Source organism: Peredibacter starrii (genome assembly GCF_034259205.1).
In the GTDB taxonomy this organism is placed as follows: Bacteria; Bdellovibrionota; Bacteriovoracia; order Bacteriovoracales; family Bacteriovoracaceae; genus Peredibacter; species Peredibacter starrii.
In genome coordinates this window covers 508,604-535,349 of the sequence record NZ_CP139487.1, presented here as the reverse complement: position 1 = coordinate 535,349, position 26,746 = coordinate 508,604, and the positions used below count along the sequence as shown (strand labels likewise).

Below are 26,746 nucleotides of genomic sequence, written 5' to 3'. Positions count from 1 at the left end.
AGTACAATTTACCTGACTTAAAATATAATCAGAGACGAGTCTGCTTTTTTTAATTATTAGAGAGGGAAACTTCTCACATTTTGAATTGAATTTTTGATATGGGCTACATCCGCAGAGGATACGCAAAAGTAAAACCGGTCGCAAAGAAACTGCACAAGATCTTCTTGTGGAGTGTTTTCGCCTTTTTTGTTTCAACTGCCCTGACCGTTTTGGCCTACCGTTGGTTACCAATCTACGCCACTCCACTAGTTCTTCTTCGTTCTGCTGAATATGCACTTGATGGTAAATGGGTCTCTGTTCACAAAGACTGGACTCCCATTGAAGAAATCTCTCCGCATTTACAAAAGGCAGTGATCGCTTCAGAAGATCCAAAGTTCTTATCACATAATGGTTTTGATTTTGAGGCCATCGCCAAAGCGATCGATGCTAACAAACGTCGTAAAGTTAAGATGGGTGCTTCTACCATTTCTCAGCAAACTGCCAAGAACGTGTTCCTCTACCCTTCAAGAACTTATTTGAGAAAGGGCCTTGAAGTTTACTTCACGGTTCTGATTGAAGCGATGTGGGACAAGAAGCGTATTCTGGAAGTTTATTTGAACGTGATTGAATTAGGTCATGGTATTTATGGTGCTGAAGCCGCTTCTCAATACTACTGGAAAAAACCTGCGAGCAAACTTGCTCAAGGTGAAGCACAACTATTCGCAGCTATTCTTCCTAACCCTCGTCGTTGGAGTCCTAAGAAGCCAACGAACTTCGTTTTAAGACGTCGTAATTTTATTCGCAGAAATCTTGTTCTTCTTGGACACGGTTATTTCAAACCGCTTTCTGATTCTTAAGGCGTGTAATAAGGCGCGCCAGCTTCGACGGCCCCTCGATCAGTTCCCGCGCCCCAAGATCTGACGTTTCCTTCATAATCTCTCAATCCATTTTCTTCCGAAGCGAAAGTAAAACCAGTATCGATCGCCGGAGAGCCTGCTCCAGGAGTAAAATTCGCACTGCCGGGATTAATAAATAAAGGATCTCCCTGATTTGCATGCGCTTCTAATCCAGTACCGGCCTGAAAAGCAGCGAGCGATGAGTAATTCGTTCCGTTGAAACGCCACGATTTAGTTCCGGAAGCGGTATGATACAAATTGTAATCGAAAGAAATAGCAGTATTTGATCCACCACTCATGTAAACCATGATGTTTTCAGCTCCGGCATACATGATATTGTTACCAACACTCACATTTTGGTTGTTATGTTGAATGTAAATCTCACCAGCTCCATCGTTGGCCGTGTTGTTATTGAAGAATGTATTGTTATAAATATAACACTCTCTGCAACCACCTCGGGTCGAGGTGTACCCGCCCATTGTAAGACCAGCAAGATTATTGAGACCAACAATGTTATTTCGAACTAAAACTCGATCAGCAAAGAAAGTTCCCCCAGTTTTCTCAGAAGCCAGTTCAATTCCATAGTCGCTGTTATAAATGAGGTTCCCATCGATAATGATGTCCTTCCCTCCATCAACATAAACCCCGACTGCACCTAAAGAACCACCATAGGCAGGGTTACTTGCAGCAGTAATTCCATAGATAGTGTTACTATAGATGTTTCCGTTTCGGGCACGATCATTTTCTCCACATCCAGAGCATGTTCCTTCGTGTCCAATTACATCAATAGCAATGTTGTTATTATCATAGATGGAATTTCCCGCAATCCAAAAGCCATCCACGTTACCATTCACGACCACACTCTCACTAAATCCAAGCACCAGATTATGCACCTGATTTCCACCAATATTGATGGTGGTCATTGGAATAGGATCATCACCAGAGATCAGGATGCCATGGGCATTTCCGTTAGCATCATTATTTGTTACACCATAGATGTTATTGCTTTCGATAGAGATATTAGAGCCTCGACCCGAGAAATAAATTCCAGTTGGCACAGTAGTGGCACTACTTAATACAGTACCTTTAATCTCGAGACCAGCAACAGTAATGTATGAAACGTGACGACCTTCGACTAACCCGAATGTAGTGCCAGTTGGATGAGTCACTAAGGTCCCATCTATAATCGGGGTCTCGCCAGGAAAATTTCTAAACGTTATTGGACCATCGGTGCTATTACCGGAATTAACAACCACTAAACGTGAATCATGAATACCATCTCTAAGATAAATCGTATCACCAGCGATGGCCTCATTTCCTGCAAATGTAAGACTTCGCCAAGGAGCGGCCTGAGTCCCGGGGTTGGAATCATTACCAGATGGGGATACGTAGAACATGCCAGGTGGTCTTCCAATTTGGAGCGCCGGATACCCACTCGCATCCACATTCCAAACTACGACGAAGTTCCAGTTCACGAATGTAGCTTGAGTTTTTAAAGCAGCATCAGATACGGCTTCAATTTGCCCTGAAGCTAATCCAACACTCGCATTAGCGGCCTTGGCTGTATCATAATAGTTGCTGGCAAAAGTATTTGTGCCTGGATCAATAAAACCCAAAAAACCCGAGGTCGATCCAGTTACTGTACCTCGAGAATAGCAATTCTGAATTGTTCCATTAACAACACCGCCAACGATCGCTCCAGTTGAACTTACCGTAGAAGTAACAGATCCAGAGAAATAACAGTTAGAAAGAGTTGAAGCATCTAAAAAGCCTACAACTCCTCCGGAATCATCTTTAATATTTAGTGTGCCGGAAACATGGCTCTTATTTATGATGGAACTATCAGAGTAACCAACTAAACCACCGACCTGGTAACTTGCACCTACAGCAGTTACATCCCCGCTAGAGCTATTTCCAATGAGAGAGGCACTAACGATTTGTCCAAAGGCCCCACCGACCTGACTCTTTCCATATACAGTTCCGATGTTTGTATTGGTTTTGAAAGTACAGTTCTGGCCGTCTCCAGCAATTCCCCCTTGGAAATTTTTAGTATTACTTGAAAAACTTATTTCAGAACGATTGCTGTTGAACTCTAGGCAATTTGTCACATTTCCGGCGATACCACCAGTTCTGTTACCACCTGAGATTGTTCCCTTCGAGACATTAGAATTGATAAAAGAGTTTGTAGTATGACCGACAATTCCACCAACATTAGTAGATGCTACTGTTGAAGTAGAGGTAACCGAACCACTCGAAGTATTGCTTGTTATTGAGGTATATTTATCACTTATACCTACAATACCGCCGATATTAATTCCTGCACTTGTTATAGTTAGATTATTTGTTGAATTGCCCGTTATAACCGCATTCACGGCACTACCAACAATCCCACCAACTGCAGACGTTCCAGAAATCGTAGACCAGGTCACATGGACATTATAAATAGATGCAACCGTGGTCATATTATCATCATATCCGGCCACTCCAATGAGACCCGTATTAGCTCCGCCATTAATTGTGAGCCCAGTGAAAGAGATATCTTTTAATGTTCCATTGAAACAACCAAAGACTCCTGCTGAAGCGACTGGATTGTTATATGACAAACCGGATACCGTATTAAAACCACCAGCGATTGTTCCAGTAAAATAGTTACCGGCCGTACAAGCCCCTGTTCCTCCAATGACATTGTAGTTTGTTTCATTGAAGGCAGACATATCGATGCTGCTCTCTAATTTGAAGTTTTTGTCCTTGTAAGAAGCACTACTACCAATATTGTTAAACTGAGTTCCATTACAAATGATGTATGGATCATTCTCAGTACCCATTCCTCGAGCGAATGGTGTGCCTGTTAAATCCGCAGCGACACAACCGCTCCTATACTCATAACTAACAGTCGCACTAGAACAAGCTGATTTGATCCCGCTTACCGTTTGAGTTGCATAGAACACATGACTTCCAGGGGCCACTGTAGGAGTAAAATTTGCGATCCCACCACTTTCACTTACTTGCAAAAGGCTGGTGGTACAAGAACTGTCCTCATACAGATCAACTTGAGCTCCAGTTTGAAGGCCCTGAGCTTGAATATTTGGATTGCTATTTCCGCCAGGAGAAGATGGAAATAAAAGTGCCAAACTTGGAACTCTTGGAGGAGCATAAGTGTATGTGGCCGGAGTTGTAGAACAAGTTGATGAATTTCCACCAATCGTCTGAATGGCATAGTATTCGTAATTACCTAAAGCACTTAGCGTGAGATTGAAAGTTGCAGTTCCACCGACTGAAACTGCTGTTCCAACTGAGGTGCTACAATCATCATCGGAGAATAATTCTACTGAAGCCGTGCTTTCGGCAGTGGCATTGATCGTAATGTTTGGATCATCGGCCCTATTTGCAATTGGAAGAACACGAGTAAGTGTTACTTCCGCTGGAGGAGTTGGAGTTCCGCCAGTTGTCCCACCCGTTGTTGAACCTGTAGTTCCACCCGTCGTTGATCCACCAGTCGTAGTTCCACCGGTGGTTGTACCACCTGTTGTTGTTCCGCCGGTAGTTGTACCTCCTGCCGTGCTCCCGTCAACCTGTGGATCATCTGTATTTGAAGTAACCTTTATCTCTGAGTTACAAGCACTCAAAAATGCGAAAATGAATAATAGTAAAAACACCTTTAACATCAATAGTTAGATCGGCATTTTTATGAACATTCTTAAGGAGGGCCTAATCACTGAGACTCTCCTAACCTACTTAAATTACTGAGATTATTTATTCTTAAGGTAGAAACAACCCACTGATTGCTTATTTCTTAACGATGCGTTCAACACCATGAAGGCCACCTCGACCCCATTTCGTAGGCCGATTAATTCATCATGAAGTTGTGCATTTTTGTAGAATTTTGAGATCTCATCTTGAAGCTCGATGAACATAGCTCTTGCTCTATTCAGTCGATTTTGTGAGCGCGAAAGTCCAACATAGTTCCACATGGTTTGTTTAAGTGTTAACTGATCTTGGGCAATCAAAGCGAGATCAACTTCTTCAGTCGCTTGAGTCCAATCTTTGATCTTCTCTAATTTGTAATCGTTCACATCATCCACATAAGTCAGAATGTCCTCAGCAGCGATGTAGCCCCAAGTAAGACCTTCCAGAAGTGACGTCGATGCCAAACGGTTAGCACCATGAAGACCAGTACAAGCGACTTCACCAACAGCATAAAGCCGTTTTAGATTCGTGCGGCCTTTAAGATCTGTCTTCACACCACCACAAGTGTAGTGAGCAGCAGGTACCACAGGAATCGGCTCAACTGCCATATCTACTTTGTTCTCCAGACAATATGAGTTGATCGTTGGAAAACGATTTCTAAGATAGCTCTCATCTTTATGAGAAATATCCAGGTAAACACAGTCTTCTTTCTCTGCAATCATCTCTTCGAGAATTGCTCGAGCAACCACATCACGTGGAGCAAGTTCAGCGTCCTCGTGATACTTCTTCATGAAGGCCTCACCCTTTGAATTGATGAGACGTCCGCCCTCTCCTCTCACAGCTTCTGAAACCAGAAAACGTCGATGAGAAGAACGGTTATAGAATGTTGTTGGGTGGAACTGAATAAATTCCATATTCGTTACATAGGCACCCGCTCTGTGGGCCATAGCATGACCATCGCCACGAGCACCTTCAGCATTTGAATGGTGAAGGTAAAGGGCACCAATCCCGCCAGTTGCGAGGATCGTAACTTTAGCGAGAATCTTTCTTACGTCTTTTGATTTTTGATCAAGCACATAAGCACCAAGCACTTGGTTCTCTTCATAACGTTGAGTAATGTCCACACCGTGGTGGTTTGGAGTAATCAAGTCGATTGCCGTATGTGAAGTAAGGAAAGTCACATTAGGGAAAATTTCAACATTTGAGAGATAATTCAGAAGAGCGATTTGAATCGCTTTCCCCGTCATGTCCCCTTTATAGATAATGCGATCACGCGAGTGAGCGGCCTCTTTTGTGAAGAGCAACTCTCCTTCTGCATCTTTAGCAAAATCTGTATTTGATTTATGAATCAGGACTTCATCAATGATTTCAGCAGAGCGAGTGGCAAGTATCTTTGCTGCTTCAATGTTTGAAGTGAAGGCAGAGGCCTTCATGATGTCTTTAACCAGATCTTCCTGATCATTCAGGTCTTTCGGGCTATAGATGATTCCACCTTGGGCCCAGAAAGTGTTTGTGATCTCAGGTCTCTTCTCACGAGTAACAATCGTTACTTTCTTTTTGGTTTCTGCCAATTTGATGGCAGTCGAAAGTCCGGCGATACCGGTACCAATGATCAGAACTTCTGTATTAAAATCTTTCATACACTTCTAAATTTAAGCGAGAGATCCACTCTTGGTGCTGAATAAGTCAGTGAACCCAAGCTAAGTGCATCCACGCCAGTAATTAAATATTGAGGAATCGTATTAAGGTTAAGCCCACCGGATGCTTCAAAGGTCATGCCTGGTTTTTTAAGCTCAACCGCTTCTTTAATCTTATCTGGAGAGAAGTTATCCAGCATCACGTGTTGAACACCAAGACTGATGGCCTCTTTCAGCTCATCAATCGAGTGAATCTCAACTACAATATTGTTATAAAACACACCCTGATCTTCGAAGAACTTCAATGCGCCCTTCATTCCACCTAGTGACGTTTTATGATTATCTTTAACCATCCATGTATCAGTTTGACCAAGACGGTGATTAAAACCACCACCAACTCTCACTGCGTATTTTTCTAATGAGCGAAGACCTGGAGTCGTTTTACGAGTATCAAGAATCTTAATGCCTTTAGGTTTTGCCAGATCAACATGTTTAGAAGTCCATGTCGCAATTGAGCTCGCGTGCTGAACTAGGTTCAACGCTAAACGTTCACCAGTTACAGCAAGATTGAATGGCATGGTTTCGGGAAACTCAATTGTTGTTCCATCACCAAGCTCTTTAGCTTCATATGATTCAAGAAATGAGAAATCGTTCTGACTTCCAAGTTGTGTGAACACTGCCGCTAAATAATCAGTACCGGCCAGAACTAGTGGCGACTTAATTCTTAGAACAAGTTTAACCGGATGCTTTGGAAGCATTCTGGTGTAGTGAAAATTGCGGGTCAGATCGTCTTCGTCCAGCCAGTTTTGAATCTGAGGAAGAAGGCTTTTGATACTCATATCCATATGGCGAGTAAGTATACCCTTTTGCCCGAGGAGGCAAGGGAATCCATTTTATTCAGTGCACGGGATGAGTAATTATTTCCTGCACTTAGGTTTTAGAACTATGGCCCCAGAGGTGCTTGTAGACCGGCATGAATAAAAGCTGGTTATTGGCCATTCTGGGCATTTCGCTCTTTCTCCTGACGGTTCAGAAGGCCCATGAGTTATGTGCTCTGGAGCCTTTCTTTAAAGCGGAAAGAACCATCAAGCTTAGGCACTTCCAGGAAGCGCGAAAAGAAGTCTCTAAGGAAGATTTAGAGCTTTTAAAACTCTGGGAATCCATCATCACAGGCCGCTCGGCTCCTCTCTCAAAATGGATGAAGGAGCGCTACAAGATGCTGGGCCTAAATCACCTCTTCACCCCTTCGGGCTTTCATATCAGCGCTGTGCTCTTTCCCTTTATGAAGCTTCTTAAAAACAATTTTCACCAGCTTGGACTTCTCATCCTTCTTGGATTTGGAATCATGTTTTTACCAGGGCTCGGTGCTCTCAAACGCATGATCCTCATCAAGTCTCATCAAAAGGTGCTGGGACTGCATTTAGGATTTGTAGTGGCGCTCATGATCGATATGTTCTTTGGAAGTTTTCAAAATGGAGTGTTGAGTTTTACTTACAGCTTTCTGTTCATTGGAATCATCTATTCGGGTCTTGAAGGTCTGGCCTTGATCATCTGGTTTTTCATCGCCCAGATTATCCTCGCCTACTTTCAGGGAACAGATATCTCACCTCTTCTGATTCTATTTTCTCCAATCGTAAACCTCGCCTTTGGAGTGGCGATGCCTGTGTTGTTTCTATTGGCATTTCCTCTATGGAGTTGGCAGCTTCATTCCGGCATTTTCATTCTTAAATTTCTTCAATATCCGATTGATCTCTTCATGACTGTCTCACAACATGTCCCTTTCTTGGAGATTCACTCAGGAGCAATTCTTCTCGTGGCCTTCATTCTTCTCAAGCGCTGGAAACTCTCCCTCGTACTGTTGTGTTTATTTAGTTTTAGTTTAAACCTCGACCGACAAAAATCTCCCTCATTACCAAAAGAGTTCCTGCCTCATGGCCATACGATCAAAACGGTTTATACAGAAAAAGAAATCAAAATTTATAAGGGTGATGGAATTTGTAGAATGAAACTAGTGCGGGGATTTTGGTGGGAAAACTGCTCTTCCCGAAGGAAGAGCAGTCGAAAAAAACTTAAGAAACTTTCATATCCTTCATAAGAGAAGCAAATGTCTTCTCTTCGCGGATTGCGTACATAAGATTGCGCTTAATGTTCTCGTTAGACTTGTAGAACTTAGCGATTTCTTCTTTCTTCATGCCTGATTGAGATACCATCTCGTCGATTTTTACATCTAGATCAGCATCAGTAGCTTCGATATTGTATTTCTTAGCTAGTTTATCAAGGATAAGACCTGAACGAACTTGGAATGTTGCTTTAGAAGTAACATCAGCATCCCAACGCTCAAAGTATAGACCGATCATTTGATCGTTGAAACCTTGTTGCTTAAGAGTGCGAGAAAGCTCTTCTTTTACTGATTCTTTTTGATCATCAACTAGGGCCTTAGGAACTTCGAAAGAGTTTTCAGAGATTAGTTTCTCAAGGATTTCCTGTTGAAGCTTAGAAGTTACTTCGCGCTTCTTCTGGATCGCCATACGCTCTTTGTTTTTAGTTGTGAAATCAGCAACTGATTCAAAACCAAATTCTTTAGCGATTTCATCGTTGAACTCAGGGAAATTCTTTTGCTTAATTTCTAGAACTTCAACGTGGAAAGTTACAGGAGCATTTTGTAGATCAGCTTCATGGTAATCAGCAGGGAAAGTAACTTTTACGTCTTTCTTGTCACCTTTCTTAAGACCAATCATACCATCTTCGAATCCTGGGATAAATTGGCCAGAACCGATTTCAAGCATGTATTCAGAAGCTTTCATGTTTTCAGGTTTTGAACCGTCAGCTTTTTCACCTTCGAAGTTGAATACAGCGAAGTCACCTTTAGCAAGCTTGTGGCCAGCATCTTTCACTTCAGCGATTTCTGCTTTAGATCCAAGGTAGTTCTTCTTAAGAGTTTCGAAATCTTCGTCAGTTACTGTTTCAGAATCTTTCTTGAAAGAAAGTTTTGAATAATCTTTTAGTTCGAAATCAGGAATGATTTCAACAGTAGCGTCGAAAGATACGTTCTTACCTGATTCGTATTTTGTGTTACCGAACTGAGGGTAACCAACAGCACGGATATTTTCTTTCTTAACAGCATTGTAATATTGCTCAGAAATGAAACGGTAAAGAGCATCGTTCTCGATTTGTGGTCCGAATAGTTTCTGAACCATCTCAAGTGGAGCTTTACCTTTACGGAAGCCTTTAAGGTTTGAGTTAGCTTGTTTTGCAACAAGGGCCTCTTTGATTTCTTTTGTTAGGTCAACTTTGTCGAAATTGAATACTAATTTCTTCGTGCAACCGTTTACGTTCTCAATGGTGTAAGACATAGAATCTCTCTTGTTCTAGAGTGAAAAATTTGAATTAATGTTTCTAACATAAAGCTAGAATTTGTCAAAGTAATCAGTAATTGACGCGAACCAAATAAAGGCCTTCTGGAGGAGCAACTGGGCCCAAGCGATGAACTTTGGTGGGACCTAGTGCACCCTTCAACTGATCGAGCGTAGTTTTGCCTCGCCCAATGTTCCAAGTGGCACCCACCAGAAGTCTAACCATCTGTTTTAAAAAGCCATTTCCCACTACTCTGAAAACGTAGTGTGGAGGGAGCATGCCCCAATCTCCTTGAGAAACTTCCAGAATCTCACATTCGTAAATTTCACGAATGTTACTCGCGACCTCGGTCCCTTCACAGTAAAAATTGGTGAAGTCATGACGACCGATAAAAACTTTGCAGGCCTCACGCATTTGCTCGAGATTTAGCTCGAATGGACAATTGGCGATGAGATCATTTTGAAAGGCCGAAAACGATCTGTGGGCAGTGAAACGATAATGGTACTCTTTGGAAATAGCATGAACAGTTGGAAAGAAAACTTCATCCGAATTTTCAGCGTGGATAACTCGAATATCATCCGGAAGGTTTCCATTAAGCGCCTTAACCAAGCTTCCCGGGTCAATCGTCAGAGGAATGCTCGCCTTCACGACCTGGCCAAGAGCATGTACTCCGGCGTCAGTTCGACCTGATCCCAAAGTCTTCACTTCGCCCGACTTTGAAACCACCGCCAGCGCCTTATTTACTTCCCCCTGAACGGTAAGACCCGCTGATTCCGGTTGAACTTGCCAACCGAGATAGCGGGTACCTTTATACTGAACAATTAATTTGTAATGTTGAATCACTTCAATTCTGTTTCAGGCTCATCAGACCAATCGAAGATGCCTTCGAATTTCTTCAAGTGAGTTAGCCAGTAAATCATTGAGGCAACCACATAGAAAGTGATGATAGTTGGAATCATGATCTCTTCATTAATGAAGAGTGAGGCGAAGATTAGGAAGATAATCATCAGAACTTGCTTCTTATGAGTTCTCACCCACTCTGATTTCTTAAAACTTGGGAACGGGATGTTTGAAACCATCAGGATCGCGTAGAAAAGTAGGTACGCAACTGTAAGTGGCTTATAAAGAGCGATTTCTGGAAATGTGAATGAAAGGAAGATCAAACTGATTGCAGCAGTAGCTCCGCCTGGAATCGGAAGACCTTGGAAATAATCTGATTTGTTTTTATCAATGTTAGCATTGAAGCGGGCCAAACGAAGAGCACCACAAAGCATGAAGAAGAAACAGGCAACCATGCCTGGACGACCAGCTTCAGTTAAAAAGCGGAAGTAATAAACGATTGCTGGTGAAACACCAAAAGATACAAGATCACTTAGTGAATCAAACTGCTCACCAAAAGCAGATTGAGTGTTTGTCCAACGTGCAACACGGCCATCCACGCTATCGAAAATCGCACCGAGAACGATGAACATACACGCTTTATAAAACTCTCCATGGAAAGCATATAAAATTGCAATAAATCCACATCCCATATTCAGAGCAGTGAAAGTATTTGGCAGGAAGTATGCCAGTTGGTGTCTTTGGATCAACATGTTTAACCTTTTTTGTCTTTCAGCGCGGCCACAACCGTTTGGCCGGGAACCACAATTTCTTTCTCATAAACCAGTACATCACTAGTAGCTGGTAAATAAATTAGCAGAGTTCCCCCAAAAGGATAATACCCAAAACAGGCTGCTCCGCGTCCTCTATCACCTGATTTAAGCCAGATAGTTGGGCGCTTGCCCCACTGACAGTCAATAAATCGCATAAGTGTGGCGGTTTGATTCTTAGAAGTAAGAGTGAAATCAGTATGGGCCATATCTTCAATCGGGCCATAGAACACTTCATCCGGTGAATTGCGTTTCACCTTCTTCCCTTTGTTGGCCTTGAGATAAGTCACTTCACCTGAGGTAGGAAGATAGAGTCCTTTCTCGTCCCAAAAGTTCATTGAAATGCGAATTTCATGACAAAGATGTGGGTAATTAGGAGATGTAGAGTTTAAGCGAACAGATTCAACTCGCCCGTGCACAGGGGAAAGATAAATCTCTCCATCGTTTTTAATTGTGTCTCGATAAGGCACTCTGCCCTTTCTAAAAATAAAAAGGATTAAGGTATTGATTAAAATGAGCGGAATCAAAATCAAAAGCGGGAGCTTCATGAAGCCATAAATCAGAAGCCCAACTAGTCCCCATGAAACTTCAGTCGAAAGAAAGAAGAACCTTCTCATGGGTTCGCCTTGAACTCATCTTCCGGAGCACGGAAGTAGAAGGCCTCTTTCTTGAGTTTTTGATCAATTACGTTTTTGAAGATGATTTGAGGATTCTTCTGAAGCAGTTCAAGAGTTGAAGTTGAATGCTTAATAAGCCCACGACTTAGTTCATCCAGCGAAACATCCGAATGAATAAACACGTTATCTAATTTCTCGAGCACGGCCGGGATTTCTTTTCCAGTCAGAAGCTCCTGACGTGAACCAGCTTCGTCCCAATGATAAAAGAAGTACTCTCCACGATAGGCCTTGGTGAACCAAACTCCACTCTTCACTCCACACCATGCGGGTATGTCGTAAGAGTAAAATGAGAAATGAGGAACTCCAAAAAATTGGAATACGTCTGCAAAACCTTCGGCCAAACGAAGTCCAGTGTAGAATCCCGGACCGTTTATTGAAATGATTGATTTTAATTCCTGAGGATCGATCTGGTGCTTTTTTAAAAGTTCATAAGCACTAGACTGAATAACGACCGAGGCCTTCTGCCCCTGGAGTCTTTCAAACGTAAGCCAGTTTAATCCATCATCCAGGACACCTAAACCGAGGTCATAAGTGGAGTCGATGAATAAAGAGCTCAAGGCTTAAAACAGTCTCGTAATATCGTTAAACAATGCCACAAAAATCAGGAAGAACAGCACAGAGATACCAAAGCGCTGAGCGATTTCCAGTTTTCTGCGAGAAAGCGGTCCACCGTTAATTGTTTCAAAAATCAGGAACATGATATGTCCGCCATCCAGTACTGGAATCGGGAACAAGTTAATCACGCCAAGATTGATACTGATGATGGCCATCAGACGGAAGAACATTGAAAGACTGATATTAAGTGAATCAGAAGCAACTTTACCAATTGCCAGTGGTCCACCGATATTGTTCAGAGATACTTCGCGAGTGATAAGTTTTTTATAACCGCTGAAAGTTTTAACAATTCCGTCCCAAGTACGAGTGAAAGCACCAGTTACGGCCTCACCGAAGCTATCGGCCTTCGCCACGATAAGCTTTGGTTGAACATACTCAACTGCACTTTCGATACCGATGAGTTTTGTTTTCTTCTTATCAACTTCTTTTACTTCAGGAATCAATTTTTTTGTCTGTAACTCACCATTCGAAAGAACGGCAACTGCCACTTCTTTACCATCTTCAATTCCTTGAAGTGTCGAACGAAGTTCTTCGAAAGATCTCAAAGTAACACCATTTACAGAAGTTAGGATGTCGCCTTTCTTGATGCCAGCTTTATCGGCCGGCGATCCCATAACAATATTACGTACAGAAAGATCTACTGGATAAAATTCCAGCTTCTCAAGAAATTCAACTAATGACTGAGATTGGTCAGAAGTAATTTCAGACTCAGAAGCAAAGTCTAATGCAATAGCATCATCCTTCTGAGCATAGTTATAAAGAAATGCCTTACCCTTGAAGTTCGTATTAATTTCTTCAAGTGAAGGAGAAAGATCGGCCGGCTTTTGAGTTAAGCTCACGTAGAACTTCTCGCCTTTCTTGTTAATAAAGATCGGCTTCTTAACCACTGAAACGATATTCACGAATTCATTGATGAATGGTTCAAGCTCCATTCCAACTGGAAGTTCCAGTTTTTCGCCATGACGTTGAACAGTTACTTTTTCAACATTAGAACCTTTGATATTAAAATCATCAAAGCTCAGAACTTTTTCATCGTTGATTCCAACTAGTACGTCACCAGTTCTTAGACCTTTCGTGTAAAGCACCGACTTCTCAGTCACTACACCCACTTTCGTCTCAGGAACTTTCTCACCTGAAGCTAGAAGTCCTACATAGAGGAAGTAAGCAAGTAAAAGGTTCGCTAGTGGACCGCCGAAAACAATCCAGAAACGGGCGATTTTACTTTTGTGATTGAAGGCCACTTTCTTCTCTTCATCAGTTAGCGGAGTTTCAGAGAACGGATCATCTCCGAACATCTTTACGTAACCACCAAGTGGGATGATTGAAATAGCGTATTCAGTACCTTTGTGAAGGTACTTGAAAATCTTTGGACCAAAACCGATTGAGAATACTTCAACTCTTACGCCAAAAAGACGTGCGAAGAAGAAGTGACCCAATTCATGAAAGAAAATTAATGGACCAAGAAATATAACAAAAATGAGAATCTTTTCTAGCATAGTTAATCCTTAGCGGAAGTTTGCCATCAAATAGAAGGCATAAAGTGGGGCCACAAACAGAAGGCTATCCACACGGTCGTAAACACCACCGTGGCCAGGAATCAATGATGAGCTGTCTTTAATTTCAAACTGTCTTTTAAGCTTAGACTGGGCAAGGTCTCCAACCTGAGAACAACAGGCCACAATGAAAAAGAAAGCGATGGTGAACGGAGTAACAGGAGCAATTAGGTTGTGCCAGAATAGAGCGGTCGCGATTACTGAACAAATCACGCCCCCTACAGCACCTTCAATAGTTTTCTTAGGGCTTACGGCCTCCCATAACTTATGCTTTCCGAATTTTTTGCCCGAAAAGTAGGCCGCAGTATCAACCATAAAGTTAAGCAGAAAGAGACCAATAAGAAGAAGACGCCAATTTTCGAAGTGAATGATGTAACTCAAGCACAACAAAGGAATCAGTGTAAAAAGACCAGTTCCCCACGAAGTAATTCGGAAAACTGTTAATAACAGCTCCGACTTCTTGTAGATCAGGAACAAGTAGGCCAAAAGTAAAATATCGAGAACGATTCCCGCCGAAATCCAAAAGCTGAACGACGACTGGCTGATTTGATAAAAATTGAAGAAATAGTAACAAAGAACATAAATCGCCTGGGCCAGGCAATAACGGATCGAAAAACGGCGTTGCCCATAAAAATTCGTAATGATCTCATCAATCATCAATGGTCCAATCAGACCAAAAAGAACAAGAGTCGCCTGAGGACCTGAGTAGATACAAAGTCCCACCAGGATGATCAAAGCTGCACCAGAAATGATTCTTACGGTTGTGTTAGACATCTAGAGATTCGCCCCTTTAATGAATACTGACTTATTAGTTTCAGCTTTCTCCATTGAATGTTCAAGGGCTGTTTGTCCGCATACATTTCCGAAGCGTCTTTCTCTGCAAGAAACGTGTTCGATGATTTTTTTGAATTCACTTGGGGTGAAATCCGGCCATCTGGTCGGCGTGAAATACATTTCAGCGTAGGCCATCTGCCATAATAGGAAATTTGAAATCCTCTGCTCGCCACCAGTTCTGATCATAAGATCAACGTCCCCTGTTTCAGGACGATACATAAGATCATTCAAATCATTCTCAGTCATAGTGCGACCAGGATAATTCAAATGAAATGCGTTTACCGCACGCAGGATCTCCGCTCTTCCGCCATAATTAAAGGCGAAAGTAAGCTTCAGTCCTGTTGCCTCCGCAGTAAGAGCTTCCATCTCTTTAATCAAAGAGATCGTCTCATGAGGAAGATTTTGAATTTCGCCAATAACTTTGAACTTAATATTATTGGCGAGAATTCTGGCCTTTTCTTTAATCAGGAATTTTTTGAGAAGTCTGAAAAGTGTCGACACTTCTTCAAGTGGACGGCTCCAGTTCTCTGTTGAGAAAGCATACATCGTAAGCGCTTTAAGACCGATATCATCGGCAGCTCTCACAATATCAGAAACTACGGCCGATCCTCTCACATGGCCCCAAATGCGAGGACGAAGGCGTCGATTGGCCCAACGTCCATTCCCATCCATGATTATGGCAACATGCTTGATACTCGACATAAAGAACCTTAAACGGTTAGTAGCTCTTTCTCTTTAGCATTAACCACATTATCAACTTCTTTAATGAAGTTATCTGTGATCTTTTGAATCTCTTCCTGAATCTTTTTAGATTCATCTTCAGAGATCTTCTTATCTTTCTCGTTCGCTTTAACTTTATCGTTTTGCTCACGACGGATGTTACGAATTTGAACTTTCGCGTCCTCACCCATTTTCTTAACGTCTTTTACGAAAGCTTTACGCTTATCTTCAGTAAGAGCGGGGAATTGAATACGAATGAAGTTACCATCGTTACCCGGAGTAAGACCGATGTTAGCAGCAAGAATTGCTTTCTCGATTGCCGGGATAAGAGTTTTATCAAATGGCTGGATCTGAAGAAGACGAGCTTCTGGAGTTGAGATCTGACCCATGTTCTTAATCGGAGTTTGAGAACCATAATAGTCAGCAGTGATACCATCTAGAACCGCAGCAGTTGCTCGGCCAGTTCTCACTTTGCCCATTTGGTTGTGAAGCGACTTGATCGCTTTATTCATTTGTTCATCAAGTATAGGCTTTAGCTCTTTCATCATAACCTAATCTCCTTAAGCTTTTTTAGTAACTACAGTTCCGATGTTTTCACCTTGAACAACTCTCGCGATATTGCCTTCTTCAAACATGTTGAAAACGACGATATCCATGTCATTGTCCATACAAAGTGTAATGGCAGTTGAATCCATCACTTTTAGGTCTTTGTTCAACACTTCGATATAAGAAAGCTTATCAAACTTCTTAGCATCTTTGTGTTTCATAGGATCTTTATCGTAAATTCCGTCCACCTTCGTTGCTTTCATAATTAGATCAGCATTGATCTCGTTAGCACGAAGAGCGGCAGTTGTATCAGTTGTAAAATATGGGTTACCTGTTCCTGCTGCGAAAATCACCACACGTTTCTTTTCAAGGTGGCGAACAGCACGACGGCGAATATAAGGCTCAGCAACTTCCTGCATAGCGATTGCAGAAAGAACTCGAGTGTAAACATTTCTTCTCTCTAGAGCATCTTGAAGAGCCAAAGAGTTGATCACAGTGGCCATCATGCCCATGTAATCCGAAGTAGCGCGATCCATACCAGAAGTTGCACCAGCAACTCCACGGTGAATATTACCGCCACCAACTACGATAGCAATTTCACATCCAGTTTTTTGAAGTGATGCAATTTCAGAGCTGATCTTATTAAGAATTTCGCCTGAAATACCATTACCTTGATCACCAGCAAGGGCCTCACCAGATAGTTTAATTAGTACGCGGTTATATTTCATGAGTCCCTTTAAAAGGAAAAGGGGACTTGTGAAAGTCCCCTTCTCTTTAATACTTGTTTGGGATTAGTTTTTCCCAGTAAGCTTAGCAATTTCTTCAGCGAAGTTCTCAGACTTCTTCTCGATACCTTCACCAAGGTTAAGTTTGATGAACTTAGTAACTTTGATTGAAGCGCCAGCTGTTTTACCAGTAGCTTCGATAAGTTTACCAATTGTTGTATCTGGATCTTTAACGAAAGACTGCTCGTAAAGACAAACTTCAGAAGCAAGCTTCGCAAGTTTACCTTTAACGATGTTTGGAATCATAGCTTCAGGCTTACCTTGCTCTTTTAATTGAGCAGCATAAATCTCAGCTTCTTTCGCTTTATAAGTCTCATCGATCTCAGAAGCGTTAAGGAATTGAGGGTTAGCAGCAGCGATTTGCATACAAAGATCTTTTACAAGAGTTTGGAATGCTTCGTTACCGTTAACATCTTTATCCGATTCAACACGACAAAGAACACCGATCTTACCAGAGTGAACGTATGAACCGATCATACCGTTACCTTCTAGCTTCATTACTTCTACACGACGAACATCAATTTTCTCACCGATCTTGATCGTAAGTTCAGAGATGTTATCTTTGATTGTTAAACCGTTAGACGATTTAGCAGTAAGGAATTGATCAACGTTTGAAAGTTGTGTTTCAACAGCAAGTGCAGCTGCATTTGTAGCGAACTTTTGGAATTCGTCGTTTTTAGCAACGAAATCTGTTTCACAGTTAACTTCTACAAGAGCACCAACTTTTCCAGTTACAACAGCAGCGATTACACCTTCAGCAGCAATACGAGATTGCTTTTTAGCAGCGGCAGCTAGGCCTTTTGCACGAAGATAATCAACGGCTTTTTGGAAATCGCCTGTCTCATCAAGAGCTTTTTTACAATCCATCATTCCTGCGCCAGTTGTCTCGCGAAGGTTTTTTACGTCAGCAGCTGTATATGCCATGGTCGTATCCTTTATTAATTAGAAAAAAATTATTCTGCGTCTTCACCTTGAAGATCGATATCCTTCTCGTACTTAGCAAGGATTTCTGATTCAAGATCCATATCACGGCCAGACTCTGAACCATCATCTTTACGAGACTTAGATCCGCCTTCTACGATTGCGTTTGAGAAGTAGTCTAGGAAAAGAGTGATTGATTTAAGAGCATCGTCGTTACCTGGAACAACGTATTCGATACCTGTAGGGTCACAGTTAGTATCTGTAACAGCAACTACTGGAATACCAAGAACGTTAGCTTCTTTAACAGCAATGTGCTCATTGTTTGGATCGATAATGAAGATAGCTCCTGGAAGCTTTCTCATGTTCTTGATCCCGCCAAGGTTCTTCTCTAGTTTTTCAACTTCTTTCTCAATGTTAGATTGCTCTTTCTTAGTAAGAAGTTTGAAATCACCGTTCTCTTTCATTTTTTCTACTTTACGTAGTTTATCGATCGATAGAGCGATTGTTTTGTAGTTAGTAAGCATTCCGCCTAACCAACGAGAAGTAACGTGGTATGCGCCACACTCTTCTGCTTTCTTCTTCACGATGTCTGAAGCTTGTCTCTTCGTACCAACGAAAAGAACTGACTTACCAGACTGAGAAGTCTTCTTAAGAAACTCGTATGCTTTTTCAGCCATTGGAAGAGTTTGTTGAAGGTCGATGATGTAGATGCCGTTACGTTCGCCGTAAACATACTTCTTCATCTTTGGATTCCACTTGTGTGTTTGGTGACCGAAGTGGGCGCCGGCCTCAAGCAATTGCTTGACTTGTAACTTAGACATGAAAACTCCTTGGTGGTTTGATCGAATCACTTTGTGCCATCACATGATGGACCAACCAATTAAAGTGATTAGATTTGCCCTTATGGGCATTGTAAATAATGGTCAGATGTAAATAGCACGCTGACTCGTTTAGGGCAAGGATTTTAAGAATGAAATCAAGGCTTTGAACGCCTCAAAAGAGGCGTTCAAAATCGAGATATTTAAGGGGTAGAATCAGCAGGTGGAGGCACTAGAACTTTCCGTGGTTTAGACCCTTGAGCAGGCCCTACCACACCATGACGCTCCATTTCTTCAATCAAGTTAGCAGCTCGGTTATAGCCAACACCAAGTCTTCTTTGAAGGAATGAGGCACTTGCCACTCGATGCATTGCAACACAACGAACAGCTTCATCATATTTTTCGTCTTTTAGACCGCCGCCCTCGCCGTCCATAGTGATGCCTTCAACATCAGTATCAACAGTTCCGTTACTATCCAGGAACTCCATGGCACCCGTATCGTATTGGATTGGAAGAGTAGCGAGCTTATCAACTAGTGCTTCAATTTCTTCTTCGTTCACAAAGGCCGAGTGCATACGGAGAATATCGATACCTTGTTTAAAGAGCATGTCCCCCTTACCCAGTAGTTTCTCAGCTCCCACACCATCCAAGATTACGCGTGAATCGATGTTCGTGAACACTCGGAAAGATACACGTGTCGGGAAGTTCGCTTTAATAACACCGGTAATGATGTCAGTAGATGGACGTTGAGTTGCAAGCACGATGTGAATACCAGAAGCACGTGCTTTGGCCGCAAGTCTAGAAATCGATGTCTCAATTGCTTTACCAGACTTAGAAAGCATAAGATCTGCGAACTCATCCACTACCACAACGATATATGGAAGTTCGAAACCAACAACTTCAGCATCTGGATAATACTTAGTAATTCGACAAGTAAGATCTGTTCCTGCCCCTACAACTTTCTTGTTAAAGCCTTCGATATTTTTCACCGCGAAGTCTTTAAGAAGCGAGTAACGTCTCTCCATCTCATCAATTGCCCACAGGAGCGCTGCTGATGCAACCGAAGGATCAGTTACAACTGGCATAATCAAATGCGGTAGACGCTGATATAGCGCCAATTCAAGCTGTTTCGGATCCAGCATAATGAGACGTAGTTTCTTCGGCGAAAACTTAATAATAAGCGAAACTAGAAGCGTGTTAACGAATACTGACTTACCGGCACCAGTTGTACCCGCAACCAGTAAGTGCGGAGTCGATGCAAGGTCAATCACGGCTGCATCACCGTAAGCATCTTTACCCATGGCGATTGGAAGCTTGTAGCTTGAGTTATTAAAGTTTGGAGCACGAAGAACTTCATCCAGGTAAATCACATCACGAGGATTACGAGGAACTTCGATACCAATCGTTGATTTTCCTTTCATCGGATAAACCATACGAATCGGAGCACCCATTAGAGCAAGTGAAAGATCGTCTACACGATTTGTAACACCCGCAACTTTTACACCAGCGCCAAGTTCAAGTTCGAAAGTATCTACTACTGGCCCTTTCAGAACATTAATTACGCTGGCAGAAATGTTGAATTCTTTAAGCTTCTCTTCAATCGCTCTCGCAATTGTCTGGAAGTAAGTATCAGATGGATCACTGATCTTGTTGGCCTGATTTTTTGCAACAATACAGTTAATAAGTTCTTCAGCCTCAAAGAAAGTATCTTCAGCTTGAACTTTCTTTTTAACAAACGGACTTTCAACTTCTTCAAGCTCTTCGTCTGATTCCTCAGAGTCTTCTTCCTCTTCGGATTCTTCATCGACTACTTCATCAACTGAATCATTGAATTCTTCTTCAGACTCATCAACGATTTCTTCTTCGTCCTCTTCTAATTCCTCTACTTCCTCTTCTTCAATCTCTTCCTCTTCAATTTCTTCCGCCACTGGTGGCTCTTCTACTGGAAGACTTCTCTGAGCTGGAGCTTCTTTGATTTTAGGAGATTCAGTAATTTTTAGTTTTTTAGGAGTGGTCGCTGCTTTGGCAGGAGCAAGCTCTTCTTCTTTCTTAAAGCGGGCCAGAAGTTCCATAGCACGCTCTCTAATGGCCATCGGCCATTTCTTAGGTTCAATTGATTTAAGCGCAGAATAATCTGCTTCTTTAATCATTGTTCCGATAGTCACCATTTGCTTCCAGATAAAGCGACAAGTTTTGAAGAAGTTTTTCTCTGAAACGAGATAGAAAAATGCAGCACCAAATATAAGAACTGATGAGAATACGCTCAGTAGACTTAGGTTTTCTTTGATGAGAAACATTAAACCTTCACCTAAAGATTCCGGCATAAGCAGATAGCAAAGACCAAGAGTTAAAGGTAGAAGTGCAGCGATAACGATTTGATTTTTAACGTCTTTCTTCTTAGTAAGAACAAACGTATGAAGAATGGCGAAAGTAATAAAAGAAACTGTTACCCAAATCCCACACCAGTAACCAAAGTTAGCTAATAGAGTGAAGAAATAGTAAGTGAAGAAATTGATCGAATGGTTTTGATACGTGATCTCATAATAATTATCAGGAAGATTATCGCGATAATAGAAGTAGATCAGATTCAAAGTTGTGAGAATAAATAGAGAGTATAATTGAACTTTTAAGATTTTTTTTTCCATACCTAAATTGTAGGAAGCGCTGAGATAAAGCGCAAGGTATTGAATACGTAGGACCACATAGGGGCAAAGATTTTCTTAGAAGGAATTTGAAACAAAAACTGCGTACATTATTGGGATAAAAAGGAATTATTCGAAAGGATTTTGATTTGAGGGAATAAAAAAGCCCTCGTAAAGAGGGCTTTTCTATAAAAATGGAGGGTGCATCTTGCTATTCTGACACCAAGTTCCCCTGGCACTACCTTCGCCGCAAGTGAGCTTGACTTCCAGGTTCGAGATGTTACTGGGTATTTCCTCACCGCTATCGACACACCCAAACTGTATTTCAATTTAGGTAGACTGCACTTTTACAATCACAAAACAAGATAAGCAAGACAAATTTTGAACCATGTAGTTCCACACTTTAAAACCCCTCTCTAGCGTAGAGAGGCAAAGAAAATAAAGCAAAACGGGTTATTAGTATTGGTCAGCTCAACGCCTTACAGCGCTTACACACCCAACCTATCAAGCTCGTAGTCTACAAGCACCCTTAATAGATATCTAATCTTGAGGGGGGCTTCCCACTTAGATGCTTTCAGTGGTTATCCCGTCCAAACTTAGCTACCCGGCGATGCAGTTGGCACCACAACCGGTACACCAGAGGTTTGTCCATCCCGGTCCTCTCGTACTAAGGACAGCTCCTCTCAAATATCTTACGCCCACGGAGGATAGAGACCAAACTGTCTCACGACGTTTTGAACCCAGCTCGCGTACCGCTTTAATTGACGAACAGTCAAACCCTTGGGACCTGCTCCAGCCCCAGGATGCGATGAGCCGACATCGAGGTGCCAAACTTCCTCGTCGATGTGAACTCTTGGAGGAAATCAGCCTGTTATCCCCGGAGTACCTTTTATCCGTTGAGCGATGGCCCTTCCACTCGGAACCACCGGATCACTAACACCTGCTTTCGCACCTGCTCGACGTGTTTGTCTCGCAGTCAAGCTCCCTTATGCGTTTACACTCTACGCCTGGTTTCCATTCAGGCTGAGGGAACCTTCGTGCGCCTCCGTTACTCTTTAGGAGGCGACCGCCCCAGTCAAACTGCCCACCAGACATTGTCCCCTCGCCAGATTATGACGACAGGTTAGGATTCCAATTAACCAAGGGTGGTATTTCAAGGTTGTCTCCCCGTACGCCGGAACGCACGGATCAAAAACTCCCACCTATCCTACGCATGGTTAATCGAAACCCAATGCCAAGTTACAGTAAAGGTTCACGGGGTCTTTTCGTCCTTCCGCGGGTAGCGCGTTTCTTCACGCGCTCACCAATTTCGCTGGATCTATAGTTGAGACAGTGGGGAAGTCGTTACGCCATTCGTGCAGGTCGGAACTTACCCGACTAGGAATTTCGCTACCTTAGGACCGTTATAGTTACGGCCGCCGTTTACTGGGGCTTCAATTTAAAGCTTCGCCTTGCGGCTAACCTCACCTTTTAACCTTCCAGCACCGGGCAGGCGTCAGCCCATATACTTCCACTTACGTGTTTGCATAGACCTGTGTTTTTGGTAAACAGTCGCTACCCCCATTTCACTGCGACCCTCATACGCTACGCCAGCAAGTGACTTCACGTTCAAGGGCAAACTTTATCCCGAAGTTACAGTTCTAATTTGCAGAGTTCCTTAACTACAGTTCATCCACGCACCTTAGGCTTCTCGCCTCAGCTACCTGTGTCGGTTTACGGTACGGATTAATACTTATCTCCCTACGAAGCTTTTCTTGGAAGCTTAGGGTCACACACTTCGGCTTGCGCCTCGGCATCAGTTCTCAGTGTTAATGGACCAGCGGATTTGCCTACCGATCCCACCTACGACCTTACACCAGAACAACCAATCTCTGGATGTGCTACCTTTCTCCGTCACTCCTTCAGTCAAACGATAAATACTAAGTTCAGGAATATTAACCTGATGTCCATCGACTACGCCTTTCGGCCTCGCCTTAGGATCCGACTTACCCTGGGAGGATTCACCTGGCCCAGGAACCCTTAGCTTTACGGTGGGAGGGATTCTCGCCCTCCTTATCGCTACTCATTTCAGCATCAGCTCTTGTGGGACCTCCAGCGCTCCTTACGGTACGCCTTCATCAGCACACACAATGCTCTCCTACCACTTATAAAAAGTTCATAGCTTCGGTACGACGCTTAAGCCCCGTTACATTTTCCGCGCAGAACCACTAGTCCAGTGAGCTATTACGCTTTCTTTAAAGGATGGCTGCTTCTAAGCCAACCTCCTGGATGTCACAGTAGTTCCACAACGTTCTCCACTTAGCGTCAATTTAGGGACCTTAGCTGATGATCTGGGCTCTTTCCCTTTTGTCCACGGACCTTAGCATCCATAGACTCACTGCCTATCTGTACTTAACGGTATTCAGAGTTTGATAAGGTTTGGTAGCACGGTAATGCCCCTAGCCTAGTCAGTGCTGTACCCCCGTTAGTAATCAATAGACGCTGCACCTAAATGCATTTCGGAGAGAACCAGCTATCACGGAATTTGATTGGCCTTTCACCCCTATCCACAAGTCATCACAGACGTTTTCAACCGTCACGTGTTCGGTCCTCCACGAAGTTTTACCCTCGCTTCAACCTGCTCATGGATAGCTCATCCCGTTTCGGGTCTACAGCATGCGACTAACGCCCTATTCAGACTCGGTTTCCCTACGGCTACACCTGCAACGGCTTAACCTCGCCACATACCATAACTCGCTGAATCATAATGCAAAAGGTACGCCATCAGGCTTTACAATAGCCCTCTGACTGTCTGTAAGCATGCGGTTTCAAGTTCTATTTCACTCCCCTCATCGGGGTTCTTTTCACCTTTCCCTCGCGGTACTAGTCCACTATCGGTCAGTAAGGAGTATTTAGCCTTGGAGGGTGGTCCCCCCAGCTTCAAACAGGGTTTCTCGTGCCCCGTTCTACTCAGGATACTCGCCCAGTTCGTTCAATTTCGGATACGAGACTTTCACTCTCTATGGTGGGCCTTCCCAAACCCTTCTCCTATCGAACTCCCCTTGATGCAAGTCCTACAACCCCAATGTGCACGCACATTGGTTTGGGCTCCTCTGCGTTCGCTCGCCGCTACTAGCAGAATCTCAATTGATTTATTTTCCGGTTGGTACTTAGATGTTTCAGTTCCCAACGTTGGCCACTCATCTACTACTTTACTCATAGAAGGTTCTTCATCACTTTCGTGAAGAGGGGTTGCCCCATTCAGAAATCTCCGGATCGAAGCTTGATTATCAGCTCCCCGAAGCTTATCGCAGATTAACCGCGTCTTTCATCGCCTCTTACTGCCAAGGTATCCACCGCATGCCCTTAGTAGCTTTATCTTAGTTTTTTAGCATGGATTCTTTTAAAAAAAATTACTACATGGTTCTCGTCTGCTTGCTTATCCTGTTATGTGATTGTCAAAGAACGAAAGAAACTGAAGTTCAAAAATGGTGGGACTGGCAAGACTCGAACTTGCGACCCCGTCCTTATCAGGGACGTACTCTAACCACCTGAGCTACAATCCCATTTTTAAACTAGGATCATAGAGACTGGTAAGTACCCTATGAATTTTCAATTTCTCTTATTTTTATGATGAGATGATGATGAATGGAACCGCGTTCGATTGATTGACCCTATAAGGTTTTCCTTTAAAAAGGAGGTGATCCAGCCGCAGGTTCCCCTACGGCTACCTTGTTACGACTTCACCCCAGTCATCGCTCCCACTGTAGACGCTCTCCCCCTTGCGGTTAGAGTCACGTCTTAAAATGAAAACAACTCCCATGGTGTGACGGGCGGTGTGTACAAGGCCCGGGAACGTATTCACCGGAGCGTGCTGATCTCCGATTACTAGCGATTCCAACTTCATGGAGTCGAGTTGCAGACTCCAATCCGAACTGAGGCGCGCTTTTTGAGATTTGCTCCCCCTTGCGAGTTCGCTTCCCTCTGTACGCGCCATTGTATTACGTGTGTAGCCCTAGACATAAGGGCCATGAGGACTTGACGTCATCCCCACCTTCCTCCTGGTTAACCCAGGCAGTCTCGTCAGAGTGCCCAACTTAATGCTGGCAACAGACGATAGGGGTTGCGCTCGTTGCGAGACTTAACCCAACATTTCACAACACGAGCTGACGACAGCCATGCAGCACCTCTCACTACATTCCCTTGCGGGCACCCCGTCCATTACAACGGGTTCGTAGGAGTTCAAGCCTAGGTAAGGTTCTGCGCGTTGCTTCGAATTAAACCACATAATCCACCGCTTGTGCGGGCCCCCGTCAATTTGTTTGAGTTTTAGTCTTGCGACCGTACTCCCCAGGCGGAATACTTAATGCGTTAGCTGCGTCACTGAAGGAGTCAATACCCCCAATAACTAGTATTCATCGTTTACGGCGTGGACTACCAGGGTATCTAATCCTGTTTGCTCCCCACGCTTTCGCGCCTCAGCGTCAATAGTCGTCCAGGCAGGCGCCTTCGCCTCCGGTGTTCCTTCACATCTCTACGGATTTTACCCCTACACGTGAAATTCCCCTGCCCCCTCCGACATTCTAGACTAGCAGTTTCAGACGCAGTTTCGAAGTTGAGCTTCGAGATTTCACATCTGACTTGCTGATCCGCCTGCGCGCGCTTTACGCCCAATGATTCCGAACAACGCTTGCACCCTTCGTATTACCGCGGCTGCTGGCACGAAGTTAGCCGGTGCTTATTCTTTAGGTACCATCACTTTACAGGGTATTAGCTCTGTAATCATTTTTCCCTAAAAAAAGAGTTTTACAATCCGAAGACCTTCCTCACTCACGCGGCGTTGCTGCGTCAGGGTTTCCCCCATTGCGCAATATTCCCTACTGCTGCCTCCCGTAGGAGTCTGGACCGTGTCTCAGTTCCAGTGTGTCCGATCATCCTCTCAGACCGGATACCTATCGTTGCCTTGGTAGGCCATTACCCCACCAACTAGCTAATAGGCCGCAGGCCCTTCTTTCAGCATGAGCCCTTGCGGCGCCCACTTTCTTATTACTAACGTATGCGGCATTAGCTCAGGTTTCCCTAAGTTATTCCCCACTGAAAGGCAGATTACCTACGTGTTACTCACCCGTGCGCCACTTTACTAAGGGTTGCCCCTTTTCACGTTCGACTTGCATGTATTAGGCACGCCGCCAGCGTTCGTTCTGAGCCACAATCAAACTCTCCAAGTATATATTTAAATAAAACTTAAAGTTTATTTGGTGACTCTAGATTCTTGTTTTGTTCAAGAATTAGTTCAAATTTGTTTTACAACATAAAAGACTTTCGTCTCTTAGCCGTCTTCCTGTACCGAAGTACTAAAACTTACGGAAGACTAGGCAATTGAACGGGTTCCATTCTCATCTCATCTTGAAACCCGAAGGTTTCAAAAAATTTATTCGTTATTAAGTTGTCAAA

18 protein-coding genes, 1 tRNA gene and 3 rRNA genes are annotated in these 26,746 nt (G+C 43.2%); 2 read left to right on the top strand and 20 right to left on the bottom strand.

What is annotated here, in order from left to right; all coding sequences use genetic code 11:
• The first annotated feature begins 98 nt into the window (after positions 1–98).
• Entirely contained in the window at positions 99–836 is a 738-nt protein-coding gene (gene mtgA, locus SOO65_RS02745) for a monofunctional biosynthetic peptidoglycan transglycosylase (protein WP_321396551.1), read from the top strand.
• Here the strand turns inward: mtgA and SOO65_RS02740 are convergent.
• The 3 genes from SOO65_RS02740 to nadC form a co-directional block, all read right to left on the bottom strand.
• Positions 833–4,531: a right-handed parallel beta-helix repeat-containing protein gene (locus tag SOO65_RS02740; RefSeq protein WP_321396548.1), complete on the bottom strand. Its 3,699-nt coding sequence runs from the start codon at positions 4,529–4,531 to the stop codon at positions 833–835. The genes mtgA and SOO65_RS02740 overlap by 4 nt on opposite strands.
• 93 nt (positions 4,532–4,624) lie before the next feature.
• Positions 4,625–6,202: an L-aspartate oxidase gene (locus SOO65_RS02735; RefSeq protein WP_321396545.1), complete on the bottom strand. Its 1,578-nt coding sequence runs from the start codon at positions 6,200–6,202 to the stop codon at positions 4,625–4,627.
• Complete coding sequence (nadC, locus tag SOO65_RS02730; protein WP_321396542.1) at positions 6,199–7,044, bottom strand: carboxylating nicotinate-nucleotide diphosphorylase; 846 nt, start codon at positions 7,042–7,044, stop codon at positions 6,199–6,201. Before nadC ends, SOO65_RS02735 begins: the two co-directional genes overlap by 4 nt.
• 128 nt (positions 7,045–7,172) lie before the next feature.
• On the opposite strand from nadC, the gene SOO65_RS02725 reads away from it, so the two are divergent.
• Positions 7,173–8,294, top strand: a complete 1,122-nt coding sequence (locus tag SOO65_RS02725) for a hypothetical protein (RefSeq protein ID WP_321396540.1) — start codon at positions 7,173–7,175, stop codon at positions 8,292–8,294.
• Here the strand turns inward: SOO65_RS02725 and tig are convergent.
• The 17 genes from tig to SOO65_RS02640 all read right to left on the bottom strand — a co-directional run bounded on the left by tig (position 8,269) and on the right by SOO65_RS02640 (position 26,520).
• Positions 8,269–9,552 (bottom strand): trigger factor, encoded by a 1,284-nt coding sequence (gene tig / locus SOO65_RS02720; protein WP_321396538.1) that lies wholly within the window; start codon positions 9,550–9,552, stop codon positions 8,269–8,271. The two genes, SOO65_RS02725 and tig, sit on opposite strands and share 26 nt — an antisense overlap.
• Positions 9,553–9,625: 73 nt before the next feature.
• Positions 9,626–10,396, bottom strand: a complete 771-nt coding sequence (gene truA, locus SOO65_RS02715; protein ID WP_321396536.1) for a tRNA pseudouridine(38-40) synthase TruA — start codon at positions 10,394–10,396, stop codon at positions 9,626–9,628.
• Positions 10,393–11,145, bottom strand: coding sequence for a CDP-diacylglycerol--serine O-phosphatidyltransferase (gene pssA / locus SOO65_RS02710; protein ID WP_321396534.1), 753 nt, complete (start codon positions 11,143–11,145; stop codon positions 10,393–10,395). Before pssA ends, truA begins: the two co-directional genes overlap by 4 nt.
• Before the next feature lie 2 nt (positions 11,146–11,147).
• Positions 11,148–11,819 carry a phosphatidylserine decarboxylase gene (locus SOO65_RS02705; protein ID WP_321396531.1) on the bottom strand — a complete coding sequence of 224 codons (672 nt, stop codon included), beginning with the start codon at positions 11,817–11,819 and terminating at the stop codon, positions 11,148–11,150.
• Positions 11,816–12,436 (bottom strand): hypothetical protein, encoded by a 621-nt coding sequence (locus SOO65_RS02700; protein WP_321396528.1) that lies wholly within the window; start codon positions 12,434–12,436, stop codon positions 11,816–11,818. Before SOO65_RS02700 ends, SOO65_RS02705 begins: the two co-directional genes overlap by 4 nt.
• 3 nt (positions 12,437–12,439) lie before the next feature.
• Positions 12,440–13,990: an RIP metalloprotease RseP gene (gene rseP / locus SOO65_RS02695; protein WP_321396525.1), complete on the bottom strand. Its 1,551-nt coding sequence runs from the start codon at positions 13,988–13,990 to the stop codon at positions 12,440–12,442.
• Between the two features lie 9 nt (positions 13,991–13,999).
• Complete coding sequence (locus SOO65_RS02690; protein WP_321396523.1) at positions 14,000–14,821, bottom strand: phosphatidate cytidylyltransferase; 822 nt, start codon at positions 14,819–14,821, stop codon at positions 14,000–14,002.
• The gene (uppS, locus tag SOO65_RS02685) at positions 14,822–15,583 is read right to left on the bottom strand and encodes a polyprenyl diphosphate synthase (RefSeq protein ID WP_321396520.1); all 762 of its coding nucleotides are present in this window, start codon (positions 15,581–15,583) and stop codon (positions 14,822–14,824) included.
• Between the two features lie 8 nt (positions 15,584–15,591).
• Entirely contained in the window at positions 15,592–16,149 is a 558-nt protein-coding gene (gene frr / locus SOO65_RS02680; RefSeq protein WP_321396519.1) for a ribosome recycling factor, read from the bottom strand.
• A 12-nt stretch (positions 16,150–16,161) separates the two neighbouring features.
• The gene (gene pyrH / locus SOO65_RS02675; protein ID WP_321396516.1) at positions 16,162–16,875 is read right to left on the bottom strand and encodes a UMP kinase; all 714 of its coding nucleotides are present in this window, start codon (positions 16,873–16,875) and stop codon (positions 16,162–16,164) included.
• 63 nt (positions 16,876–16,938) lie between these two features.
• Complete coding sequence (gene tsf, locus SOO65_RS02670; protein WP_321396514.1) at positions 16,939–17,856, bottom strand: translation elongation factor Ts; 918 nt, start codon at positions 17,854–17,856, stop codon at positions 16,939–16,941.
• 29 nt (positions 17,857–17,885) lie between these two features.
• A complete protein-coding gene (gene rpsB / locus SOO65_RS02665; protein ID WP_321396511.1) occupies positions 17,886–18,674 on the bottom strand; it encodes a 30S ribosomal protein S2 in 789 nt (262 codons plus the stop codon).
• A gap of 200 nt (positions 18,675–18,874) precedes the next feature.
• Positions 18,875–21,316: a DNA translocase FtsK gene (locus tag SOO65_RS02660; RefSeq protein WP_321396509.1), complete on the bottom strand. Its 2,442-nt coding sequence runs from the start codon at positions 21,314–21,316 to the stop codon at positions 18,875–18,877.
• A gap of 195 nt (positions 21,317–21,511) precedes the next feature.
• Positions 21,512–21,628 (bottom strand): 5S ribosomal RNA (gene rrf / locus SOO65_RS02655).
• Positions 21,629–21,748: 120 nt separating this feature from the next.
• Positions 21,749–24,672: ribosomal RNA gene (locus SOO65_RS02650) — 23S ribosomal RNA — on the bottom strand.
• A 109-nt stretch (positions 24,673–24,781) separates the two neighbouring features.
• Positions 24,782–24,858, bottom strand: a tRNA-Ile gene (locus tag SOO65_RS02645).
• A 127-nt stretch (positions 24,859–24,985) separates the two neighbouring features.
• Positions 24,986–26,520 (bottom strand): 16S ribosomal RNA (locus SOO65_RS02640).
• The 16S, 23S and 5S rRNA genes sit together here with 1 tRNA gene alongside, the layout of an rRNA operon.
• Between the last annotated feature and the right edge of the window lie 226 nt (positions 26,521–26,746).

Excerpts from the sequence above, each read along its gene's own strand:
- mtgA (WP_321396551.1), top strand. The coding sequence starts at position 99 with ATGGGCTACATCCGCAGAGGATACGCAAAAGTAAAACCGGTCGCAAAG.
- SOO65_RS02735 (WP_321396545.1), bottom strand. The coding sequence starts at position 6,202 with ATGAAAGATTTTAATACAGAAGTTCTGATCATTGGTACCGGTATCGCC.
- nadC (WP_321396542.1), bottom strand. The coding sequence starts at position 7,044 with ATGGATATGAGTATCAAAAGCCTTCTTCCTCAGATTCAAAACTGGCTG.
- SOO65_RS02725 (WP_321396540.1), top strand. The coding sequence starts at position 7,173 with ATGAATAAAAGCTGGTTATTGGCCATTCTGGGCATTTCGCTCTTTCTC.
- tig (WP_321396538.1), bottom strand. The coding sequence starts at position 9,552 with ATGTCTTACACCATTGAGAACGTAAACGGTTGCACGAAGAAATTAGTA.
- pssA (WP_321396534.1), bottom strand. The coding sequence starts at position 11,145 with ATGTTGATCCAAAGACACCAACTGGCATACTTCCTGCCAAATACTTTC.
- SOO65_RS02705 (WP_321396531.1), bottom strand. The coding sequence starts at position 11,819 with ATGAGAAGGTTCTTCTTTCTTTCGACTGAAGTTTCATGGGGACTAGTT.
- rseP (WP_321396525.1), bottom strand. The coding sequence starts at position 13,990 with ATGCTAGAAAAGATTCTCATTTTTGTTATATTTCTTGGTCCATTAATT.
- SOO65_RS02690 (WP_321396523.1), bottom strand. The coding sequence starts at position 14,821 with ATGTCTAACACAACCGTAAGAATCATTTCTGGTGCAGCTTTGATCATC.
- uppS (WP_321396520.1), bottom strand. The coding sequence starts at position 15,583 with ATGTCGAGTATCAAGCATGTTGCCATAATCATGGATGGGAATGGACGT.
- frr (WP_321396519.1), bottom strand. The coding sequence starts at position 16,149 with ATGATGAAAGAGCTAAAGCCTATACTTGATGAACAAATGAATAAAGCG.
- pyrH (WP_321396516.1), bottom strand. The coding sequence starts at position 16,875 with ATGAAATATAACCGCGTACTAATTAAACTATCTGGTGAGGCCCTTGCT.
- tsf (WP_321396514.1), bottom strand. The coding sequence starts at position 17,856 with ATGGCATATACAGCTGCTGACGTAAAAAACCTTCGCGAGACAACTGGC.
- rpsB (WP_321396511.1), bottom strand. The coding sequence starts at position 18,674 with ATGTCTAAGTTACAAGTCAAGCAATTGCTTGAGGCCGGCGCCCACTTC.
- SOO65_RS02660 (WP_321396509.1), bottom strand. The coding sequence starts at position 21,316 with ATGGAAAAAAAAATCTTAAAAGTTCAATTATACTCTCTATTTATTCTC.